Below are 22,359 nucleotides of genomic sequence, written 5' to 3'. Positions count from 1 at the left end.
TATCGTCTTGAATAATTATGAACCATTTGTAGATGCGGGAACAGTTTTGGAAATAACGCTGCCGTTTCTCCTGCATTTACAAACAGCACACTTTATCCACCAATTTTGGTATCATACGGCAGATCATCACCGAATTTGGCGAGAGAATTTTCATGACCGTCAAAGATCAATCTGTGAAAATTCGCGTTAATTTGCCGCACTATTTAGCAAACGCGCAAAAGGCAAAATCGCACCTGAACCAGGAAATCTTTATGAAACCACGTCATCTTATTTATTTGCTTGTACTGTTAACCTTCCTTGCCGCCTGTAACGGAGACGGTCGCCCAACCCCTACCCCTTTTGCTGAAGAAGATGTGACTGAAGAGGCACTCAACCCAGCCGCGCCATTGGAAATTAGCATCACCGATTTGGCTGCTGACCCCGAAGCATTTGCCAACAGCTTTGTGGAGCTAACGGGCCAATACCAACGCCTCCCCCTGCTGGTGTGCGATAGCGATCCACACCCATCACCAGCAAAGTGGCAGCTAACCGCCGAAGACGGCAGCCTAATTGCCGTGGGCGGCTTTGATTCACAGCTTCGCTCTTTACTGCCAAATGATTTAACAATGACCGTCGCTGGCGTTTGGCAACTGTTTGAGGGGCCTGTGGGCTGCGGCAAAGATGCTGTCAGTATGCAAATTTGGTATCTCAAGGTGAGCGACATCATTTCACCCAGCCCCATCGCCCGCGTCACTTTGACGCCAACTGGCGAAGGTAGCCAAGTTGCAGACAATGGCGATGACAACGACACACCTCCAGACGATAACCAGGATGGCACCCAAGCTACGCCTACGCTGGCCAACAATGATGATCCGGGTAGCCCACCTGACAGCACACCAACCAGTGCCAGCACGACTGTTCCTTCCCTGCCGGGCAGCAACACACCCACCAGTTCTCCCACTTCATCTGGTGGCTCTGGCGCAGGAACCACGCCAACGGGCACACCTACCAGCCAGGCCAATGGAACCAATACGCCAACGCCCGCCAATGGTGACAGTACCCCAACCGCCACCTCGTCGGGCGGCACGGCCACGCCTACCAGCAGCGGTGGTGGCGGTGGCAATCCCACCCCAACCTCGATTGTGCTATCTACCGCGACGCGCAACCCCAACGATTTTGATGTGGTTGAGTTTGACGATTTATCCCCAGAAGAACCTGTCTTAGAGATTTTAGACAGCGAACAAACCCATCTATGGCCAATCTTGTTTGAAAACACCGGTGCGATTACGGTAACGGCGATCGCGGAAACAACCGTCAATCTCGTTTTGGAAATCGTCGATCCCGCTGACGATGTCGTGCAACAAGCCGACAATGGCGGGAACGGCGCGCTGGAATCAATCGTCAATGCCCAACTGAATGTTGCCCTCGATTATCGAATTCGAGTGTATGACCTCAACGGCTCCGGTGGCGAATATTGCCTCATTTTCAGCGAGGCAGGGGGTTTCCCAGACACAATAAAAGGGCGGTTAGCCTACAATCAAACGGTGAATCAAACGATTGAAGTGCTGGGCATCAACTATTGGTGTTTCATGGGAAATGATGGCGACAATATCAGTATCACAGCCTCTGCCACGGGGAATGATGGTGACTTTGTGGTCGGCTTGTTTGGTCCGCCAGATTTTGAGGCCATTGGGAACGTGTTTACCGGCGGTACGCTCACCAATATTGTGCTAGAGGAAGACGGCATGTACATCATCGGCGTGCTGGATTTTGAAGCGGGTGAAGCAGATTATTCGTTGACCCTTACCCAAAATTAGGCGGGAGCCGCTGGCGGTGCGGACTGCTGCTGTAGACGATTGAATAACAGCAGCAGCGCGACCAAAAACAGTGTGAGGGCGATGCCCACGGCGGCAACGGCCGTCATGCCACCCTGACTAAATACCGCTCCCGTACCTAAACTACCTGCACCCGTTGCCAGCGAAACCAGCACCTCGCCAGCCCCCTGAGCGCGAGCCCGTTCTTTGGCCGCTAACGCGTCCGCCAGCAGCGAAGACCCGGCAATAAAGCAAAAGTTCCAGCCTAGCCCTAGCAAAAAGAGAGCCACGGCTAGATTCGGCACGGCCACTGACAAGGGTGCCAAAATTCCAGCGAGGATCAAAATGGCGGAACCGGCGACGATGAGGGGAATACGGCCGTAGCGATCAATCAGCCAGCCCGTGACGCTAGACAAGCCAAACATCCCCAACGTATGGGCCATAATCACCAGCGAAACCGATTCCGTGCTGTGGTTATGGTGGTCCATGTGCAGCGGCGTAATTACCATGATGAGGGCCATCACTAGCTGCCCAATGGCCATCGAAGCCACCGCTAGCAGCACGGTGGGCTGGCGGAAAATTTGGGACAACGGCCGTACCGGCACATCCGGTTCCTCACTGGGGTTTTCGACTTCCAACGCCTGGCTCACCTGCCGGGGATCAGGGCGCAAAAAGAGAAAAATCGTTAGCAAGCCAATGGCATACAGGCCAATCGCTGCCAAATACGGCCCCGTGTCCCCTAGTAAATCCCAACTTTCGGCAAAGCGCGTGGATGGCCCCACCAACGCTGGCCCCCCAATAGCACCAATCGTACCGGCAAACACGATTAGGCCAATCACTTTGGCGCGGCGATCGGCCGTTTGCACCTCCGCCGCCACGTAACGCGCCTGGTCGCTGCCGCCACGCCCCATCCCCATCAGCGCAGCCCCCGCGCAAAAGCCGATGAACGACGTATTCATGACTGACCAGACCGTGAGCACGCCGCCAGCCAAAGCCAGGGCAAACCCCAGAGACAGCCCAAGCCGTCTGCCAACCTTGTCAAATAACCAGCCGATGGGGTATGCTGCTGCCGCCCGCCCCAGCAGCGTGAGCGTGTTGGGCACGCCCGCCACATTGTCACTGCCGCCCAACTCTGCGGCTAAAATCGGCGTCAGGGTAAAGGCGGCAATCATCGCTGCGGAAAACAAACTTTGGGAGATAAAAAGTGCGCCTGTTAGTCGCTGGCGTGTTGCGGGGGAAAGGGTTGCCGAATTCATTAGGTTCCTCTGCGGGTTTTCACATCCAAAAGAGGCGAATCTTACTCTCTATGCAGCATATTGGCGAAAACCTGGAATCTAACTTTCCTCATAGAAAAATGTGGTACGCTTGGCCGCTATGAGCGAAATTTCTGTGGCTGTGGTGGCAGATGACCCTCTGGCGCGGGCTGGATTGGCCACCTTATTGGCGGCTGAGCCGAATTGCGACATTGTGGCTCAAATGAGTCTGGCGGATTGGCTGGCCGATTTGCAAGCAGATGATTGGTCTGACGCGCTGCTGGATGGGATCGTTTGGGATGTGGGCTGGGACAGTGTAACCACTCTGCCTGATGATGAACCGTTCCCGCTACCTGTGGTGGCCCTACTGCCGGATGAAACGGCCGTTTCCCAACTGTGGTCGCTCGGTATTCAGGCACAGCTGCGGCGGGAAGCATCGGCCGCCGCGATTGTAGCCGCCCTGCAAGCCGCCCTGCACGATGTGGCTGCGCTGGATGTGGATTTTGTAACGGCCGTTCAAGCCACCAACCCCCTCACCGCTAACACCCTGCCCGATTTTGCTGAACTCACCCCGCGCGAACAGGAAGTGCTCACCCTGCTAGCCGAGGGACTCACCAATAAGGCAATCGCCCACCAGCTCACCATCAGCGACCATACCGTCAAATTCCACGTCAACGCCATTTTGGGCAAGCTCAACGCCCAAAGCCGCACAGAGGCCGTCGTGCAAGCCACGCGCCTGGGATTGCTCCTCCTTTAACCATTTTTAGCCACGGATTGCGCGGATTAGAAAGATTAAATCCTTTAAATCCGCGCAATCCGCGCAATCCGCGGCTATCCTCCGCCAACCTACCCATTTTTCCAGGTTGTCACTCCCGAAATGGCGGATTCCAACCAAACCGTTTTCCCGTAAACTGGCAATCATCAAATAACCGTAGGCGCGGATTCTTTCCGCGAGAAGCGCAACTGCGCAATAAGGAGCAAACATGAGCAACGTTTTGACTGAACTTTCGGCGGCATTGGCAACGGCCGTTTCCCATGCAGATAACAGTATCGTGCGCGTTGAAGGCCGTCGTCGCCTCGGGGCCACGGGCATCGTTTGGGGAGATGGCCTGATCCTCACCGCCAACCACGTGGTAAACCGGGACGAGGGCATTAAGCTCGGCTTGCCCAACGGCGACCGCGTTTCTGCCAGCCTGGTTGGGCGCGACCCATCCACTGATCTCGCTTTGCTAAAAACAGATGCAAGTAACCTTGCCCCCCTCACCGAAGGCAACAAACAGGAACTGGGCGTTGGCAATCTGGTGCTGGCACTGGGCCGCCCCGGACGTACCGTGCAGGCAACGCTGGGCATCGTCTCGGCACTCGGCGACGGCTGGCGCACCCGACGCGGTGGCCAGATAGACCGCTACCTGCAAACGGATGTGGTGATGTACCCTGGCTTCTCTGGGGGCCCTTTGATAGATGCGGCTGGTCAGCTCATCGGCCTAAACAGCTCAGCTTTGGGGCGCGGCGTTAGCCTGACGATTCCAACCCCCACCCTAGCGCGTGTGGCCGACGCTTTGCAGGCGCACGGCCGTGTGCAGCGTGGTTACCTGGGCGTTAGCACCCAGCGCGTTCATCTGCCGGATGATTTGAAGGCAGAACTGAACCAAAAGCGGGGGTTACTGGTTGTATCGGTAGAAAGCGGTAGTCCGGCGGCCAAAGCGGGCCTCACAATGGGCGACACGCTGGTGGCCTTTGCTGATAGTGCCGTCCAATCGCACGATGATTTGCTGGCTTTGCTGGCGGGGGATGTGGTGGGAACGGCCGTTCCGGCCAAATTCGTACGCGGCGGTGAAGTTCATACAACCGAAATCACGGTTGCCGCTCGTTCCTAATCAATTTTGGCATCGAATTGGCGCGAATTTTCACGAATGGGATTAAATTCGAGTTAATTCGCGTAAATTCGGTGCTACCTCCTAAAAATGAACCTTCTTAACGACATTAACCAAACGATGACCACGCTTATCCGGACAGTGCAGCATAGCGTAGTGCGCATTGGCAACGGCCGTCGCGGCTTCGGGGCAGGCACTATTTGGCACAGTGATGGGCTGATTCTGACGAACGCCCACGTGGTGCAGCGTCGCGAGCCAGAAATAACGTTGGCAGACGGCCGTTCCTTTCCCTCCCAACTGCTGGCCTACAACGAATCTGTTGATCTGGCTGCACTTTACATCGCCGCCAATCAACTTCCAACGATTGAACTTGGTCATTCCAGTCAGCTTAAAACAGGGGATTGGGTGGTGGCGGTGGGGCATCCCTGGGGTGTTATTGGCGCAGCCGCAGCAGGCACCGTCATTGCTGTCGGGCAGCCGCTAGAGCAAAATGGGTATCGCGGGGAGCTGGTGCAGCTAGGGATTCAGCTACGACCGGGACATTCTGGCGGGCCATTGGTGGATGGAAACGGCCGTCTCGTAGGCATCAACACCATGATCTCGGGTCCCCAAGTCGGCCTCGCCATCCCGGTAGACATCGCCAAGAAGTTTTTACAAGAAAAAATGGGATCGAACGCGACAAGCGTTTAAAAAGCAAAGCCACAGATTGCGCGGATTTTCGCAGATTATTTTTTTAATCCGTGTAAATCCGTGCAATCCGTGGCAAAATTATCTAGAACCAGCGTCCACCAGAGAACCGCTGCTCTTGCCACGGGTCCGCCTCGTTGTGGTAGCCAGCCCGCTCCCAAAAGCCTAGCTGGTCATCCGCCCGAAACTCCAGCCCGCGCAGCCATTTGCCCCCCTTCCACAAATATGCCGACTTCTTCTCACTGCGATCTGGGAAGGCACCAATGACGCCGCGCAGAGGCCAGCCATGCTCCAACGTCAGCGGCTTGCCGTCAAAATGAGTCGCTAGCAGAAAATTATCCTGCAAAACAAGGTCTAGCGGCGTGTTGGTGGTATACCCCACCTCACAATGCTGAATGACATACTTTGCTTCGGGCTTCGGCTTGATGAAGCCTTCATCGACGAGCGTTTTTAGCGAGACCCCTTCCCAATCGGTATCAAATTTGGACCAGCGGGTGACGCAATGAATATCTAGCGTGAGCTTGGTGCGGGGCAGCTTATTGAACGCTTCCCAATCCCACACCACTTCTTCCTCGACAGCACCAAACACGCGCAAATCCCAGGTGGCTAAATCGGTATTGGGCGTGGGACCATAATGCAGCACCGGAAACTTCTGCGTCAGCGATTGGCCGGGTGGCAGCCGATTCATGCCACGCACGGCATCTTCCTGCTCGCGTCGTCCAAAAACTTTGTTAAACATAGGGATTCTCCTCTGAAAATAAATTTGCCACAGAGGCCACAGAGAAAAGAGAGAAAAATCTGTTCAATCTGCGAAATCTGTTGATTTTCATTCATGGTGGTGAGCATGCGCTCATATGCCAGTATAGCAAATAGAGTCAGTTTACAAAGGAGTTCTTACGTGCATCTTACTAGCACGTAAACGATTTGTAAGAATCTACCAGATTACAAAAGTCTTGGAGACTTTTGTAATCTCAGGACTTACGCAGTCGCTGTTGCCGCATCTCAGTCCCGAAGGCTGGCTCTGACGGTTTGGGCGAAGGTGTAGGCGCGGGTAACGGCCGTTCCCACATGCCCCTCGGCTCTCATCAACTCTACAACTTGTTCAACAGCTAAAAATTGCCCAATGCGCTCGTCGGCAACCAGCAATTCAACCAGCGGATTGGAACGGCCGTCGCGCAACGCACTCCACGCCCGCAAACTTGCTTCCCGAATCCACTCATGCCCATCCTGGCGGCTAGCTCCGGCGGCAACGAGAGCCATCAGCACCCGCTCGGTAGCCGCAAACGGGCCGTAGATGGCCATGTTACGCGCAATCGCATCCTCATCAATCACCATCTCCGCCACGATGCGCGTGGCGCGGCGCAGCAGTTCGTCCGTCGCCAAAAAGCCCTCCGCCTGGAACAGTCGCCGATTGGCTGAATCATCCAGGCTGCGCTCTAAAATTGCCTGGCTGGCGTTGTCCCAGGCCACGGCAGGGAGCCCGGCCACGTACCGCGCTAGCGAACAGATATTTTCTGTGTTGATCGGATTCCGCTTAAACGGCATGGCCGAGGAACCAACCTGCTTCTTGCCAAATGGCTCTGCCCATTCGCCAAACGGCGGCGACTGCAACACCCGGAAATCGAGGGCAAATTTGTGCAGCGAAGCGGCAATGCCCGCCAGCACATTTTGCACCCGCAAATCTTGCTGGCGGGTGTAGGTTTGGGTAGCGATGGGGAAGTATGGCAACTTCAATACAGCCATCGCCACCGCTTCCATCTGCAATGCATCCATCGGTGAATCGGCTAACAGTTCATCGTAGCCTGCCTGGGTGCCGACTGCGCCTTTTAATCCCTTTCCCCGGAGATTGGAGATTAGAGATTGGAGACTACGATAATCTTCCAGCAAATCCTGGGCGTAGACGGCGAAGCGGTAGCCGAGGGTGGTAGGTTCAGCCGGTTGGATGTGGGTGTGGGCCATGGTGGGGAGTGCGGCCGTTTCTTCAATGCGATCTGCCAAATGGGTGAGTAACTTTTTGAGCTGATTTTGGAGGAGAACGGCCGCTTCCCGCAAGCGCAGCACATCCACATTATCCGTAATATCGGCGCTGGTTGCCCCCCAATGGATGATGCCGCCGCCAATTTGGCACTGCTCAGCAAAGGTACGAATCTCGGCCATCACATCATGGCGAGTCTCTTTCTCAATTTCCAGTGTACGCTCAATATCGACCTGTTCGGCGTGGGCTTGCAAATCGGCCAGTTGCTCGGCGGTAACCAGCCCAGCCTGGTGCTGCGCCGTTGCCAACGCCACCCAAACCTGCCGCATCAGCCGCCGCTTGTTCTGCTCAGACCATATTTGGCGCATGGCTTCGCTGCCATAACGCCACGTAAACGGTGAAATAAAGGTATCGTGTGTAAAACTCATAATTTAGAATGAGCCACAGAGGTCAAAGAGATTTGGTTGTTGTCATTCTGAATGGAGCGCAGCGCAATGAAGAATCCCATTCAACTTGATAGGGATACTTCGCTATGCTCAGCATGACAAGTTTCAATATTAACCTCAAACAACTCTTTATTCTCTGTACCCTTTGTGGCAAAAATCAACGTCGAACCTGATAGTTGGGTGCTTCTTTGGTAACCAAAATGCCGTGCGGATGGCTTTCCAGCAAGCCCGCGTTGGTGATGCGGATGAAGCGGGCTTTTTCGTGCAGCTCTTTCAAATCGGCTGCGCCCACGTACCCCATGCCGGAACGCAAACCGCCGATGAGCTGATAGGTCACATCGGCCAGCTTACCCCGGTAAGGCACCTGGCCTTCCACACCTTCTGGCACCAATTTATCCCGCTCAGCACGGATGGATTGATTGCTTTTAACGCCGCTGCCGTAGCGATCGGCACCGTGCCCCTGCATGGCTCCCAAGCTGCCCATGCCGCGATATACTTTGTAACGGCGGCCTTCGTACAAAATAATGTCGCCGGGGCTTTCTTCCAGACCGGCCAGCATGGAACCAAGCATCACCGCATCTGCGCCTGCTGCCATTGCCTTCACAATGTCACCGCTGTATTTAATGCCCCCGTCGGCAATGCAAGGAACGTTGTGCTTATGGCATTCGGCAGCACTTTCCAGTACGGCCGTTAACTGCGGCATCCCGGCTCCAGAAACCACACGCGTGGTACAAATGGAACCTGCCCCAATGCCAATTTTTACGGCATCTGCTCCTGCCTTCACCAAATCGCGTACCCCGGCAGCGGTAGCGGCGTTGCCAACAATAATCGGCAGTCTAGGATACCGATTTTTAGCTTCCCGCAAGGTTTTTAAAACCAACGCCGTATGCCCATGAGCCGTGTCGATCACGGCGGCATCGACACCTGCCTTTACCAGCAGTTCTAGCCGAGCCAACCCGGATTCACCTACCCCAATGGCGGCGGCGCAGAGCAAACGGCCGTTTGCATCTGATGCCTGCATGGGGTAATTCAACTTCTTCTGGATGTCCTTCACGGTGATGAGACCTTTTAGATAACCTTCTTCGTCTACCAGCGGCAGCTTTTCGATGCGGTGGCGGTGCAAAATCTCTTTGGCCTCCTCCAGCGTGGTGCCTACCTTTGCCGTCACCAGGTTTTTGCTCGTCATAAATTCAGATACTGGCTGTGGCCCTGGCTGTACAAAGCGCGTGTCTCGATTGGTAAGAATGCCCACCAGCTTGCCATCATCATCGGTGATGGGCACGCCAGAAATGTGGTAGCGACTCATTAATGCCTCGGCGTCAGCCAGCGTGTTATCGGCTCGTAGCGTCACCGGGTCCACAATCATCCCCGCCTCAGAGCGCTTTACTTTGTCCACCTCTTCTGCTTGCTCTTCGGGCGATAAATTGCGGTGAATAACGCCGATGCCGCCCAGCCGCGCCAGACCAATGGCCAGCCTAGCTTCGGTTACCGTGTCCATCGCCGCCGATAACATCGGAATGTTGAGATACAAATTTCCGGCCAGGCGAGTACGCAAATCCACGTTGGCTGGCAACACCTCTGAATAGCCTGGACTGAGCAAGACATCATCAAATGTGAGTGCCAGCGCACCGACTTTTTCTCCAATTTCCATCGTTTTTCTGCTCCTCTTTTTTAAGGGCAGGTCTGAAACCTGCTCTTACTACCATTTATCAAAAACAAAAGCCGAGCTTGCTAACTTGGGCCATCAAATGCGGAATGGCTGTTTAACAAGCTCGGCTGCTAAAGTACAGGTTGAAATGCGTCGCCGTGGGAAGGCGCAAGAACTTCCTTCTGTTAATTTCGTCGTGGTTTTGGCTTGATCGGCCGTTTCCGGCGATTTCCCATAGATTGTGGTAGCCGATCCATTTTCTTGAGAACCAACCAAATCCCAAACAAAGCAATCGCGAAGGCGGCCAGCATAGAGTAGGTCATGAACGAATTGCCAATAGTGGTTTGGTCTGGGCGGAAGAACTCAATCCAGGTGCGGTTGCCCCCCCACCAAACGAGGAACAGCCCAAATAATGTACCCGGTTCCCAACTGTCTCGGAAACGGCCGTTTAGCCATACCAGCAGCAAAAAGCCCACAAATAAGGCAATCGACTCATAGAAAAAGGTTGGATGAAAGCGCGTTTCTGGGGGATAGACGGTTAGATCGCTATACTGTGCGATGCGGAACTGTGGGTCGATGAGCAAACCCCAATTGCTGCCAGTTGGCGGACCGTACAGCTCCTGGTTGATGAAGTTGCCCCAACGCCCAATCGCTTGGGCCAGCAGCAATGCCGGGCCAGCTACATCGGCATAATGCCAAAACTTGAGCCGCCGCCACGCCACGTAGAACCAGCCCACCAGTGCTGCGCCAACAAAGCCGCCCAAAATATTGACCCCGCCCGCACGGAAGTTAAGCACTTGTCCGATGGTGCTGTATTGGGCACCATCAATGACGTCTAGCACAACATAGGTGAGCCGGGCAAAAAAGTATCCAGCAAACACCACAATGATGAGGCCATTGTAAAATTCATCAATCGCTTTGACACCAAGCTGCCGCTTTTGCAGTTCTCGTGCCGCCCACCAGGCCCCGAGCGCAATGCCAATAACAATAATGATTCCATACCAAAATATCGGCAGTTCGGCACCCAGGCTGGGAAACCAGTTCTGAAAAAATTCGGGCAACGGGATTCTAAACGCTACCCGGTCGATATTGATTGCATCAAACATCTCTTATCCTCTCTCTTTAGATTGTTAGGTACGTTGCTTAATAATTTTTGCCACAGAGGTTATGGAGATTTTAGAGAATTGTCTTCCTCTTTTTCCTCTGAAACTTCATTTATTCCATGTAGCCCAGGGCGCGCAGGCGACGGGTCATGTTGTCATCCAGTTCGATTTGCGTGCCTGCATTAACCTGGTTTTTCTGGTGCGACACGGCCGTTTCCCACCGTCTCAACTCTTTGTGCATGGGCTTGGTGATAGACGGCCGTTCTGCCAATACATTCACCGATTCTAACGGATCATCCGCCAAATCAAAAAGTTCGTCTAATTTCTCATCAACCTGGATCAGTTTGTGCGGGTTGGCTGTCGCTTTATCATCGCCCACTTGCTGTACCACCGCCCGCCGCACAGAGAGGCAACGATACCTCTCCAACAGTTCCGGCTGTCGCTTCTCAATCGCCTTCACAAACGTCAGTGGTGGGTACACTTCGCTATAAGCCACACCCTGCTCTGGGTCACGCCCCAGCACCGTGTTGGCCAGCGTCAGGCCATGCACCCGTACCGGGTCTAAGTTAGCAGACTGTGGCAAGCGACCGGCTGCATCCAGCATCGTGTGGAACACGCGGCGTGTACTCACCGGCGTATCCACTCGTTTAGGTGTCTTAAAGCGGCACGGCCACTGCATAAGCAGCGGCACATGCAATAGTTCTTGGTAAGCGACAAAGGCGTGCCCCATACAGCCATGTTCACCCAGCCCATCCCCGTGGTCCGCCACAATAACGGTAAGCGTATTTTCTGCGTTGGCTCGCTGCTGCAACGTGTCTAACAGTTGCCCCAAGTAAGCGTCCTGATAAGCAACTTCAGCATCGTACAGGTCACTCAGCACCTGCGCCTCAAGCGGGTCTAACGGCTCTGCCAACGGCGCAGCCCACCGGTACGATTCCCGATTCCAGCGGCGCATGATGGTGCGGGCTTCTTTGTTACCGCGCAGGTATGGGGCCACTTTGTCAATAAATTCAGTTGGGGGCGTGAAGGGCAGATGGGTTTCCATGAGATTGAGAAAGAGAAATAACGGCCGTTCCTCCCGTTTCTCTTCCCGCTTCTGCAAAAAATAGCTCAAATCCCGCACCGAGCGTTCGTTTTGCCCCTTGAAGTTGGCCACGCGTGACCAAATAGGCGTAAACCAGGCGTTGAGCGATAAACGAAAAGCCAAATCTGATTGGCCAAAAAAGTTCTGAATAGGATATGAAATGCGGCGCAAAAATTGCGTGTATCCTTCCACCATGCGTCGTAGCGGACGGGGCAAAGTAGTGGAATCGCTGGGAACGCTGGGGATAGCCCCTCCGTAATTGTAAAACGTCTGGAATCCCCGCTTGAAGCCATTGTTCAAAATGCCAACCAGCGGATTGTTGCAGAAGGCCACCGTTTGATAGCCTGACTCACGCAATATTTCGGCAAGATGCGGCCGTTCTGGGGATAAACTTTGTGAGGATTGAGTTACCTGGTGAGCTGTGGGATACAGTCCAGTAAACATGGACGCATGGCTGGGAATCGTCCACTGCGCTGGTGATATTGCCTGTTCAAATAGCACGCCTTCGGCGGCAAACTTATCAAGATTCGGAGTAATTGCCTCAGCGTGACCATAACAGCCTAATCTGTCTGCTCGCTGAGTATCTAAGACAATAAAAATGATGTCTGGTTGATCCATAGCATTCTATTTTATCCATTCAAGGCGGCAGAACCAACCAAAAGCAAATATCACAAAACCTAAAACCCAAACCAGACCATAATGTTTTCTAGAAGCTGTCCTTGCACATCGGTGGGCAAAGCCGCAAATGGAAGCAGCAAGAACAGCGATTGCTGATCATTGGCCGTGTCATCAATGGTAGCCAGGCCAACCAGGTTCCCGGCATCGTCACTGTTACTCCCTCGCAGCAAGAAGGCTATAGAGCCAGGTTCTAAATCGTCCAACAAGAAGTCGGTAAAAATGACATCATAGGTTGCGTCTAGCGTGATCGTATCTCCAGCGGCAAACCCATTGAGCAGCACTTCATCTTCCCCGGCAAATTCCAAATCGCTCAGTTCAGATAAACCAATGTCGCCAAAAATTGTGGGGGAGGAACCGGTAATGAAGATTGGGGCACCTGTGTCCAGGTACTCAAAAATCACAAAAATATCATCCCCAAAAAAACCTTCCGGGTCCAAATAATCTCCAGAATCCCAAATGAACAGGTCAACACCTTCGAGGAGCTCAATGGTTAATGGCCCATCTACCGTAGAAACCCAGGTTTCTACAGTGTAATTTTCAGACAGCAGGGTTGCCAGCTCCGTCTGGCTGGTGAAGCCAGAACTTATGGGGGTTCCGTCATCGTCTATAAAAAGAAATACCGTGCCACCATCTCCGCCACTTTCTTCACTATCCCCTTCGTCTTCATCAGCACCGCCATCACCTGCGGGGGCCTCGCCAGAGGCCAACACGGAGAGGGTAAATGCGCCACCATCATCGAAGAAATCACGCAAAACAATGGTATATGGGGCATCATCAGGTATATCAAACCCAACAATTGCTTCATCCTCGCCAGTAAATCCTGAATCGGCCGCAGCCAGGAAAATATTGTTTTCGTCGTACAGCTCCAGCACGGCATCCAGGTCATCGCCACTTTCTACCACAATATCGATCACCGCAGGCCCGTCCTCGAAGGTCCAACTAAACTGTTCACCGACATCCAATGTTCCCTCAGCCGTCTCGCCCAAGCCAATGCTGCCTTGATCAATCGCATCAATTTCTGTGGGTTCTGGTTCTTCAACATCTTCATCAGGCTCTTCAGTGGGGTCTTCTTCGGTGTCAACGGCCGTATCCCCACCCTCTTCCTCTCCTGCTTCTGGCACACCGCCTGTAAGTAATTCCGCTTCCACCTCTTCGCCAGAAACATTCGTGGGGCACAGGGCAAGATTATCTTGCAACAAGCAATCTGCCAGCGCGTAACTGGCGTCCCGCGGGATTAAATCTAAAAGTCGTGTAACGGTGTTTTCTAATCCGTCCTTGCTGGCAGCCAACACCACCAAACGACGCTCGCCACCGCTTTCATCCAGCAAAATCAAAGCCGTGCCGGACATTTGCACATTACCTAACTCAGATTGGATAAGCCGATCGAACACTTCTTCCTCATCCTCTGCATCTTCATCATCGGTCGCTTCAGCTTCATCGTCAGATTCTGCATCTTCATCTGTTTCTTCTACCTCAGCTTCATCATCCGCTTCGGCTTCCGCATCTTCCAGGGCAGCTATCTCTTCATCGGTCAAAATTTCTGGGTCGATGGTGAGCGTGATGCCCGCATCGGCCAGCAATTCAGCCACGTCGTCTGCCTGGTTGTACAAGCCCAGGTAAATGGCGTCGCCGCTTTGCGAATCATTTGTCACAAGTGTTAGTTCTTTGTCCGCGTCCCGCAGGCTATCTTGCAAAGTGATGATTTCGTCAAAAGCATCTGGCCCAAGCTCTGGCGTGCCAGTGTAGATTAGCTCAATCGAGTCGCCAAAGAAGTAGGGAAAGTCCGACACGGTGTAATCACGGCGGATAGGCTCACCCAAAAAATCGGCAATCTGGGCAATAAACCGGGCGTTGTCTAGCACGGTAAAATACGGCTCCATCATAAATTGGATGTCGCCGATGGCGAGTACGTTGCCATCGGCAGAGGTTGCTGCCAGCGTAAGGCCACCGGGGCGATCTGTAGCGGAAGACCAGGTGTTGTCGTCCCCAGCCATGAGCGATTCTGCGCCCGCCCCGACCTGAATAGAGTGGGAACCGTAAAGTGCAACTTGTTCTAAATCGGCGGTGAGGGAGCTATCGGCAAAGCCAACTTCTTCCAAAATAATGTTGCGGAAATTGCCCTCGTTTTCGATGGTGTTGTACAGGTAATCACCATTGAAAATAAGGTCAAAGCTGTTCGCCAAGCTGTTGAGGGGAATTTTGTCGGTTTCCACAAAAACGTTAAAAGTAAACAAATCTTCTTCAACGATGACGTTGTACCGGGTGGGGTCGCCCATCATGAGTAAACGGCCGCCTCGCTGCACAAAATTTTCAACGGCCTGTATCTCTTCTGGCGAAAATTGAACCAGTGGCGTGATGACGACAAAAGCATTAACACCGCGCAAGGCGATTGCCAAATCGCCGCTGGCATAGCTAATCATCTCTATCCCACGCGCAGCTAAACGGCCGTCCAGGTAGCCAATCTCATCCAGAGTAAACGCATTATCGTGAGCTTGATCAAGCAAGACGATCCCGCCAAACGTTTCCGGCGCATCAACAAAGGTAGCGGCGGCAGGCGTTGGTACGCTTTCCACCACAGAGGCCACGTCGTAAGTGGGCGGCTCAGATCGCTCTCCGCCCCCTAATTGATAATGTTGCAGATAACGAACGGCCGTTGGCGCGATGAGCAACAGGAGAAAAATAAGCAGAAAAATTAATCCTCGGCGCATAATAAAATCCTATTGGTTAGCGGGTAATTCAATGTAGCGATAGTACAAACCGGGCGGCAAATCAACTGGAGCAGCCCACAGCTTCTCCTGGTCGATAACAGGCACTTGGTAGTTAGTAAAACCGAGCGGCCCGTTGTCGCCAAATGTGAGCGGGTACAGCTCCACAATCTCGTAGTTGCGAATGCCTGCAAGTTCGCCAGCTTTGTCAAACGCTTCGCTGGTGGAAACGAGGCCGTCGATGAGTCCCAGTTCCAAGGCGCGCACGCCATCAAAAATTTCTGCGCGAGAAAGTAAATCAAGGTCGGCATTCAATCGGTCGGCACGGCCGTTAGCAACGGCTTGTAAAAAGGCAAATTTAAGCGTTTCGGCACGGCGCACAAAGCCATCTCTGGTGCCGCCAAACGATTTGTACGGCCCGGTGGTTAACACTTCTTCCTCCAAAAAAGGCGCATCTGGCAGCGAACTAATAACGCCAATGCTGCCAATGGCAGAGCCAGGCTTGGCGTAAATAGCATCTGTGGCGGCGGCAATGTAGTACGCTCCGCTGGCAGCTAAAAAGTCAACTGTCGAAACGACTGGCAAATCTTGCCGTGCTGCCAACACATCCATGTATAAATCTTCACTATCGGAGGCTGTACCACCGGGACTGTTAATCACAATAACCACAGCTTCAATGGCAGGATCGCTCCGGGCAAAGAGCAGCTGTTCCCTAAATTCAAACGCGGTTGCGTTAGAGATTTCATAATTGAGGCGAATAACGCCAATTTGGGGTTTGGGGACGAGTCTGGGTGCCATAAACAGGCCAACGGCCAGAGGAACCACGATGACTATCAAAAAGAGGAGAATTAACCGGAGTGGGGAACGGCCGTTGCCGTCATTTTGCACCATACTTAGCTCCTTTTGCCGACACGCAATCAGTTTTGGGCCATTTGCTGTCAATACGGCCGTCTGACTCAACCATCCTCTCTTCAGAGGCCAACGGCAAATGACACCGCAGTAGCATAACATGATGAGATCGCGATGGCAACAGGCGTGAGCAGCCACAATGATGTGCCTATCGTTATGCGTTGACCAACCCTTATGTTAAAATCCAATGTAACTACAGTTTCGGTTAGCTTCCTTAGGGTATGTTAACCACAGCAAACGCCCATGCATATCACCCATCTATCTCTGACCAATTTTAGGAATTACGGCCGTTTAGAACTCACATTACCTCAAGGCCCAATCCTACTTTACGGCAACAACGCTCAGGGCAAAACCAACCTGCTAGAAGCCATCTACTACCTTGCCACCACCCGCTCCCCCCACGCCGACAATGATGCCCAACTGCTCAACTGGGATGCCGCCCAGGCAGAAGAGCCGGTCATTGTGGGCCGCATAAATGCTACGGTTGCTACTACCAAACAAGCCATTTCTTTAGAAATGCGTCTCATCCAAGAACAAAAAGCGACCCGCTCCCGCACCCGAAACTTCAGCTTTCGGCGACAGGCTTTGCTGGATCGGCGCAAAGTACGCCTAATGGATTTGCTGGGTGCCATGCGGGTAGTGCTTTTTTTGCCAGAAGACGTACAGCTACTCACTGGCTCTCCCGCCAATCGTCGCCGCTACATGGACATTACCCTGTGCCAAATTGATCCGGTCTATTGTCGAACGCTCTCAAATTACAACAAGGTATTGGAACAGCGTAACGCCACGCTACGCCAACTGGCAGAAGGACAACCTGTGCGGGACGTCCTGCCCATTTATACAGAAAAGCTGGTTGATCTGGGCAGCAGCATTTTTCTGCGACGAGCCAAATTTATTGCCAACATCAGCCAGCAAACCCAGCGCATCCATTATGAATCATTGACAGCAGGCAAAGAATCGATCAAACTGCTTTACATGCCGAGATTAAACACGAGTCGATCCAAACTTGCACCAGGTGACCTGCAAAACCAGACAGAGCTAACAGATTGGCTTGAAAGCCATCAAGGACAGTCAGAATTAGTTTCAGAACGTTTTAGTAAACTGCTTGAAGAATCATTGGCAACTGATATTGCCCGAGGGGCGACAACAATTGGACCGCACCGTGATGATTGGTCTTTTCAGTTAAACGGCCGTTCTCTAGGCAGTTTTGGTTCCCGAGGACAGCAGCGCACCGCTATCCTGGCTTTGAAAATGGGTGAAATCAACTGGATGGAATCGGCAACTGGGGAACGTCCAATTTTGCTGTTGGATGAAGTAGTGGCAGAATTAGATGAAAATCGACGAGCGGCCTTGCTCAACACTGTTACCAGCACAACACAAGCGATTTTAACAGCCACCGACCCCGGCATGTTTTCTGAATCATTTTTGCAGCAGGCAACACGCATGGAAGTTGAAAACGGCCGTATCAAAGTAATGTAACCAACCAGGCACAGCTAACAAAAACACCTTGTGCCCCGAAATTGAGTGTTAGTATTGTGAACCAAACCAACAAAGACCCCTCTGTCGTACTCATCATAGACGACATGCGTGAAAACAGGTTGCTACTTTCTTCCCAGCTACGGTTAGATGGTCATAGTATTATCGAAGCCAGCGGCGGGCAAGATGGCATCACCATGGCCCAAAAACATGATCCTGACCTCATCTTGCTCGATGTGATGATGCCAGACATTAACGGGTTTGAAGTTTGCAAAATCCTCAAAGAAGATCAGCGGACACACCTGATCCCCATCATTATGATCACCGCGTTGAGCAAAGTCGAATCACGTATCGAAGGCAAAAAAGCTGGTGCCGATGAGTTCCTCTCGCGCCCGCACATCCGGGAAGAGCTGCTCGTCCGTGTGCGAACCCTCATCCAGCTTAAACGCGCCCGCTCAAATTTAGAAGAAGAGCGGCACCGCCTTCAGCTCCTCTACAACATTAGCCGTGCCGTTAGCACCCAGCTAGACCTAGAATCCATGATGTCTACCATCATCGAGGAAACGCAAGCGGCCGTTGGGGCTACCAAAGGCAACATCATGCTGCTCAACGAGCAGGGCGAGGTGTACCACAAATTTATTATTCGAGCTGGCTCCCCCATTGAAATTAGCGACCGCGTAACCCGTGAAGTGATGACACGCGGGTTAGGTGGATGGCTGGTAAAAAATAAGCGTAGTGAAGTTATCCATGATATTCGCCAAGATGATCGCTGGATTACCTTGCCTGATGATGAGGGCGAAACTGGCTCTGCGATTGGCGTACCGCTTATTAGCCCCGACCGTACGGTTGGCATTCTCATCCTTAATCATCCTGATGTCGGCTACTTTAGTAATGAACACCAGAAATTGCTTAATGCTATTGGTGGCACGGTGTCTACAGCTATTGCAAACGCTTACTTGTTCACAGAAATCAACGAGGAAAGGCGTAAGCTGGAAGCCATCTTAAGCCAGGCAACGGATGCTATCGTCACCACGGATGAGGATTGGCATATCTCCCTGTTTAACCGCGCTGCAGAGCGGCTGTTTGACCTAAAAGCACAGGATGTTGCGGGGAAAAATCTAGCGGATATTGAGCAGCTGCGTCTGCTGTTAGCCACGTACAGCAACGGCAGCAACCAAGCCAGAGCACAAGAAATGAAGCTAGACAACGGCAGTACGCTTTTTACCAGCATCTCACCCATTCAAGGTGTGGGGTACGCCGCTGTGCTGCAAGATATTACGGAGCTTAAGCGCATTGAAGAGTTTCGACTGGCCGAAGAGCGGCGCAAAAAGCAAGAAATTAAAGAAACTTTCTCGCGGTACATGGGACCAAGCCTGGTTGACTATGTGTTGTCCCATGAACCTGGCCTCATGGCGCGTCGGGAAAGGCGTCGTGCAGTGGTGATGTTTGCCGATATTCGCAGCTTCACTCGGTTTACCAGATTGGTCGATCCCAATGAAGTCATCGAGCGGCTAAATAAATTTTTCACCAAAATGACAGAGGTTGTTTACCGGTTTGAAGGCACTATTTTCGAATTGACGGGTGATGAAATTTTGGTGGCATTTAACGCTCCTTTTGATCAGGCAGATGCAGCAAATCGTGCAGTGGAAACGGCCGTTGCTATGCAAAAACGGTTTAACGCGCTGCGTATGGAGCTATTTGAGGAGCTAAATGCAGGCTTCGGCATGGGCATCGGCATTGACGAGGGGAATGTGATTGTGGGCAATGTGGGTGCCGAGACCCGGATGACGTTCCGCATGGTGGGAGATGCAGTAAATACGGCTCATCGACTGGTTGATATTGCCGTCGATGGTCAAATTGTGATTTCCAAAGGCGTATACTCTCAGCTAGAAGTAAATAACAGTGACCTATTACTGGCCCATCCGCTTAGCCCGGTCGGTGCTGTAGAAATTCGCGGCAAAGACGAACCGGAACACCTGTACCAAGTGCAAATTCCCTTAGAGCAAATGCTGGCCGAGGACGAACTATAACGGCCGTTTGCTCGGCACCCCCACGCGTCGCGGATATTTCGCTGGCGTTTCTCGCTCTTTTTTGACTGTAACAAAATAATGGGGTTGGTTTCTTTGAGGCAGCAGCACCTGCCCCAAAATTGGTTCTGCCCCGCCAAGGAGCTGAATCGCCTTCGCAGCGTCCGCTATCTCCTGCTGCGCACTATCCCCTTTTTGGGCCAATATGGCTCCCTCTACCCGGCACAGTGGTAACAAATATTCAACCAACGTACGCAGCTCAGCCACCGCCCTAGCAACCGCCCAATCATATTGCTCACGATGTTGTGGGGCCTGGCCGAGTCGTTCTGCTCGGTCGATGAGAATAGTCACTTCACTCAAGGCAAGCTCATCCACGACGGCTTGTAGAAATTGGCATTTCTTGGCCACGCTCTCTACAAGCACCAAGCGAAGCTGTGGAAACAGAATTTTCAGCGGCAAACCAGGGAACCCTGCCCCTGTGCCAACGTCGATGAGCGAACGGCCGTTCAAATCCCCCGTCACCTGCACACAGCTCACCGAATCTAAAAAGTGTCTCACGCGGATGTCAGCAGGATTGCGAACGGCCGTTAAATTCATCCGCGCGTTCCAATTTAGCAGCAATGCCTGGTAGGTAGCAAATTGACCCGCCTGCGCATCTGTCAACGGTGCGCCCAATGCGCTAGACCATTCAGCAAACTGTCTCCATTCGTCAGCCAGCGTCATTGCGAACGACTCCGTTCCAGCTCCTTACGAGCAACTTCTACTTCATAAGTGTCAAACTGCTCCCCGCCAAAAAATGAGGGTTGGTACGTAAGCCAATCTTGTACCAGCACCAAATTTGCACGTGCATAGAGTGGGGCCAGCGGCGTAATGCCTTCATCCCCGAACAACATATTCTCAATTTGGCGGTAAAGCTCCAGGCGCTTAGCAATATCTACCGTTGTGGCGGCCTCACGAATGAGCATATCCACGTCGCTGCAAGCACGACGCTCCCGATTTTCGCTTTCCTGGCAGTGTAGCAAATCTCCCATCCAATTTTGCGCATCAGGAAAATAGGAGGCCCAGGCCAGTTCCCAAATGTCGGGACGAGCTGCACCTGCGTCTGCCCGCGTATTGGCTAGCAACGTGCCAAATGGCACCTGCTCAATCTTAAATTGAGACTCTTGACAGCCTAATTCCTCAATCCACATCTGAATGAGCAATTCTGCTTGGAGTAGGGAGAGGTCTGAGGATGAAACCATGAAACGAATTTCTGGCATTTGGCGGCAGCTAAGGAAGCCGCTTTCTGCCATTTGCAATCGAGCAAAATCTGGACTGTATCCTATGCCAACTTGATCGATTGGCATTCCACCAATAACACCGGGCGGTACGAGGTGGCGCATCGGCACGGCCGCTTGCCCAAATACTTCTTCCACAAGCTCTTCCCGGTTGATGGCAGCACTAAAAGCACGACGTACATTTGGCTCCCGAAAAATGCCGCTTTGAAAGTTAAAATTCAGGTAGAAAACAGTTTGTTGGCTTATCTGTTGAAGCTGTTGCAAAGTGGCAGGTGGCAGAGCATCTAAGTCTAGGTCGGTGGCATCTATTAAGTCCAGCGATTTAGCCTGCCATAGCAGCAAGGCAACATCATCTGAATCCACGTAATTAATTTTGACAATTTCGCTGTTGCCCTGGAAGGGAATGGGCCACAATGTGTTCCGCTGCAAAGTAGTGAAATCAGTAGCAAGCGGCATAAAAGGGCCGCTGGTTAAAAGCGGTGCGCCATTTTGAACGGCCGTTTGCCAATCGCTTCCATACTCCTCTACAAAAGATTCCTCAAACAGTTCACGCGGTAACGGCCGCATAAACCAAAGGCTGGTAATGGTTAAAAAGTGCGCCGCAGAACGATTCAAGCGTATCTGCAACGTTGTATCATTTACAGCCCGAACGCCAATGTTGGCCAGGTCTGCCGGGGTAGCTGTGGCCAACTGGTGCACTTGCTCGCACCCCTCAACTAAAAACAGGATGAAAGCATCTGGGGAGTTTGTTTCGCGGGCACAGGTTCGTTGTACAGCAAATACAATGTCGCTGGCCACCACGGGCCGCACCGCCTCTGAAATCACATAGTCATCCACAACTTCCTCACTGGGGCGCACCCAAAAAATGTCATCCCGCAACGAGAAAGTCCAGATGCGGCCGTCTCCAGATACTTCCCATGATTCTGCCAATGCCGGATCAACCTGGTTGGTAGCATGATTGTAGCGAGTCAGCCCCACAAACATATTTTCAACCAGATCAATTCCATCCTGATCATCTGTAACCTGTGGATCAATATTAGGCACGCCGTTGCGAACATAGCTCAAATCCAGCACGACGGGCTCTTGTTGTTCAGGGGCGGCGGTGGGAACGGCCGTCGGCGTCGGCGTTAATTCCACAATTCGGGTCACAATAATCTCTTCACCAGCAATGTTGAATACTTCTGTCACCACAACTGGTGGTACTTCTTGGCTATTTTCACATGCCGCAAATAAGACGATCCCGCTTATAATGAACGCGATGCTCAAGCAAATGAAAGCGATGTTGATCTTGGGTAGTTTTTCCATCACGGCGTCATGCTATCCCATGCAAAACCGGGTGACAAGTTTTCTCAGCCTCCGTTCGGAAATTAAATGCTTCTTGGAAAATTTCAGATGCGCAAATATTGGTAGATTTCCGTGGTTGC

General features: G+C 52.6%; 16 protein-coding genes. 6 read left to right on the top strand and 10 right to left on the bottom strand.

Going from position 1 to position 22,359, the window contains the following annotated elements; genetic code table 11:
* Nucleotides 1–251: 251 nt before the first annotated feature.
* The gene (locus ACOQPU_RS23595; RefSeq protein ID WP_420642285.1) at nt 252–1,796 is read left to right on the top strand and encodes a hypothetical protein; all 1,545 of its coding nucleotides are present in this window, start codon (nt 252–254) and stop codon (nt 1,794–1,796) included.
* On the opposite strand, the gene ACOQPU_RS23590 is transcribed toward ACOQPU_RS23595, so the two are convergent.
* Nucleotides 1,793–3,049, bottom strand: a complete 1,257-nt coding sequence (locus tag ACOQPU_RS23590; RefSeq protein WP_420642284.1) for an MFS transporter — start codon at nt 3,047–3,049, stop codon at nt 1,793–1,795. The two genes, ACOQPU_RS23595 and ACOQPU_RS23590, sit on opposite strands and share 4 nt — an antisense overlap.
* A gap of 118 nt (nt 3,050–3,167) precedes the next feature.
* Here ACOQPU_RS23590 and ACOQPU_RS23585 point away from each other — a divergent pair, with 118 nt between their 5' ends.
* From ACOQPU_RS23585 to ACOQPU_RS23575, 3 genes are all read left to right on the top strand, one after another.
* Nucleotides 3,168–3,803 (top strand): helix-turn-helix domain-containing protein, encoded by a 636-nt coding sequence (locus tag ACOQPU_RS23585; protein ID WP_420642283.1) that lies wholly within the window; start codon nt 3,168–3,170, stop codon nt 3,801–3,803.
* Between the two features lie 226 nt (nt 3,804–4,029).
* Entirely contained in the window at nt 4,030–4,923 is an 894-nt protein-coding gene (locus ACOQPU_RS23580; RefSeq protein ID WP_420642282.1) for a S1C family serine protease, read from the top strand.
* Nucleotides 4,924–5,010: 87 nt separating this feature from the next.
* Nucleotides 5,011–5,610, top strand: coding sequence for a S1C family serine protease (locus tag ACOQPU_RS23575; protein WP_420642281.1), 600 nt, complete (start codon nt 5,011–5,013; stop codon nt 5,608–5,610).
* 82 nt (nt 5,611–5,692) lie between these two features.
* Here ACOQPU_RS23575 and ACOQPU_RS23570 read toward each other — a convergent pair whose 3' ends face one another.
* The 7 genes from ACOQPU_RS23570 to ACOQPU_RS23540 form a co-directional block, all read right to left on the bottom strand.
* Nucleotides 5,693–6,346 carry a sulfite oxidase-like oxidoreductase gene (locus tag ACOQPU_RS23570; protein ID WP_420642280.1) on the bottom strand — a complete coding sequence of 218 codons (654 nt, stop codon included), beginning with the start codon at nt 6,344–6,346 and terminating at the stop codon, nt 5,693–5,695.
* 263 nt (nt 6,347–6,609) lie between these two features.
* The gene (gene purB / locus ACOQPU_RS23565) at nt 6,610–8,010 is read right to left on the bottom strand and encodes an adenylosuccinate lyase (RefSeq protein ID WP_420642279.1); all 1,401 of its coding nucleotides are present in this window, start codon (nt 8,008–8,010) and stop codon (nt 6,610–6,612) included.
* Between the two features lie 175 nt (nt 8,011–8,185).
* Nucleotides 8,186–9,679, bottom strand: a complete 1,494-nt coding sequence (gene guaB, locus ACOQPU_RS23560; protein ID WP_420642278.1) for an IMP dehydrogenase — start codon at nt 9,677–9,679, stop codon at nt 8,186–8,188.
* Nucleotides 9,680–9,861: 182 nt separating this feature from the next.
* Nucleotides 9,862–10,782 carry a prolipoprotein diacylglyceryl transferase gene (gene lgt, locus ACOQPU_RS23555; RefSeq protein WP_420642277.1) on the bottom strand — a complete coding sequence of 307 codons (921 nt, stop codon included), beginning with the start codon at nt 10,780–10,782 and terminating at the stop codon, nt 9,862–9,864.
* 109 nt (nt 10,783–10,891) lie between these two features.
* Entirely contained in the window at nt 10,892–12,481 is a 1,590-nt protein-coding gene (locus tag ACOQPU_RS23550) for a sulfatase (protein WP_420642276.1), read from the bottom strand.
* Between the two features lie 59 nt (nt 12,482–12,540).
* Nucleotides 12,541–15,249, bottom strand: a complete 2,709-nt coding sequence (locus ACOQPU_RS23545; protein ID WP_420642275.1) for a hypothetical protein — start codon at nt 15,247–15,249, stop codon at nt 12,541–12,543.
* A 9-nt stretch (nt 15,250–15,258) separates the two neighbouring features.
* Entirely contained in the window at nt 15,259–16,137 is an 879-nt protein-coding gene (locus ACOQPU_RS23540; RefSeq protein ID WP_420642274.1) for a S49 family peptidase, read from the bottom strand.
* Nucleotides 16,138–16,398: 261 nt separating this feature from the next.
* Between ACOQPU_RS23540 and recF the strand changes: the two genes are divergently transcribed.
* Both recF and ACOQPU_RS23530 read left to right on the top strand, forming a co-directional pair.
* On the top strand, nt 16,399–17,634 hold the full coding sequence (gene recF / locus ACOQPU_RS23535) for a DNA replication/repair protein RecF (RefSeq protein WP_420642273.1): 1,236 nt from the start codon (nt 16,399–16,401) through the stop codon (nt 17,632–17,634).
* 56 nt (nt 17,635–17,690) lie between these two features.
* Nucleotides 17,691–19,661 (top strand): response regulator, encoded by a 1,971-nt coding sequence (locus ACOQPU_RS23530; protein WP_420642272.1) that lies wholly within the window; start codon nt 17,691–17,693, stop codon nt 19,659–19,661.
* Here ACOQPU_RS23530 and rsmG read toward each other — a convergent pair.
* Together rsmG and ACOQPU_RS23520 are read right to left on the bottom strand one after the other, a co-directional pair.
* On the bottom strand, nt 19,656–20,381 hold the full coding sequence (gene rsmG, locus ACOQPU_RS23525) for a 16S rRNA (guanine(527)-N(7))-methyltransferase RsmG (protein ID WP_420642271.1): 726 nt from the start codon (nt 20,379–20,381) through the stop codon (nt 19,656–19,658). The genes ACOQPU_RS23530 and rsmG overlap by 6 nt on opposite strands.
* Complete coding sequence (locus ACOQPU_RS23520; protein ID WP_420642270.1) at nt 20,378–22,240, bottom strand: peptide ABC transporter substrate-binding protein; 1,863 nt, start codon at nt 22,238–22,240, stop codon at nt 20,378–20,380. The genes rsmG and ACOQPU_RS23520 overlap by 4 nt, the downstream gene beginning before the upstream one ends.
* Nucleotides 22,241–22,359: the final 119 nt, after the last annotated feature.

This window comes from Candidatus Leptofilum sp., assembly GCF_965223285.1.
GTDB lineage: Bacteria > Chloroflexota > Anaerolineae > Promineifilales > Promineifilaceae > Leptofilum.
This window is presented reverse-complemented; position numbering and strand designations above follow the sequence as displayed.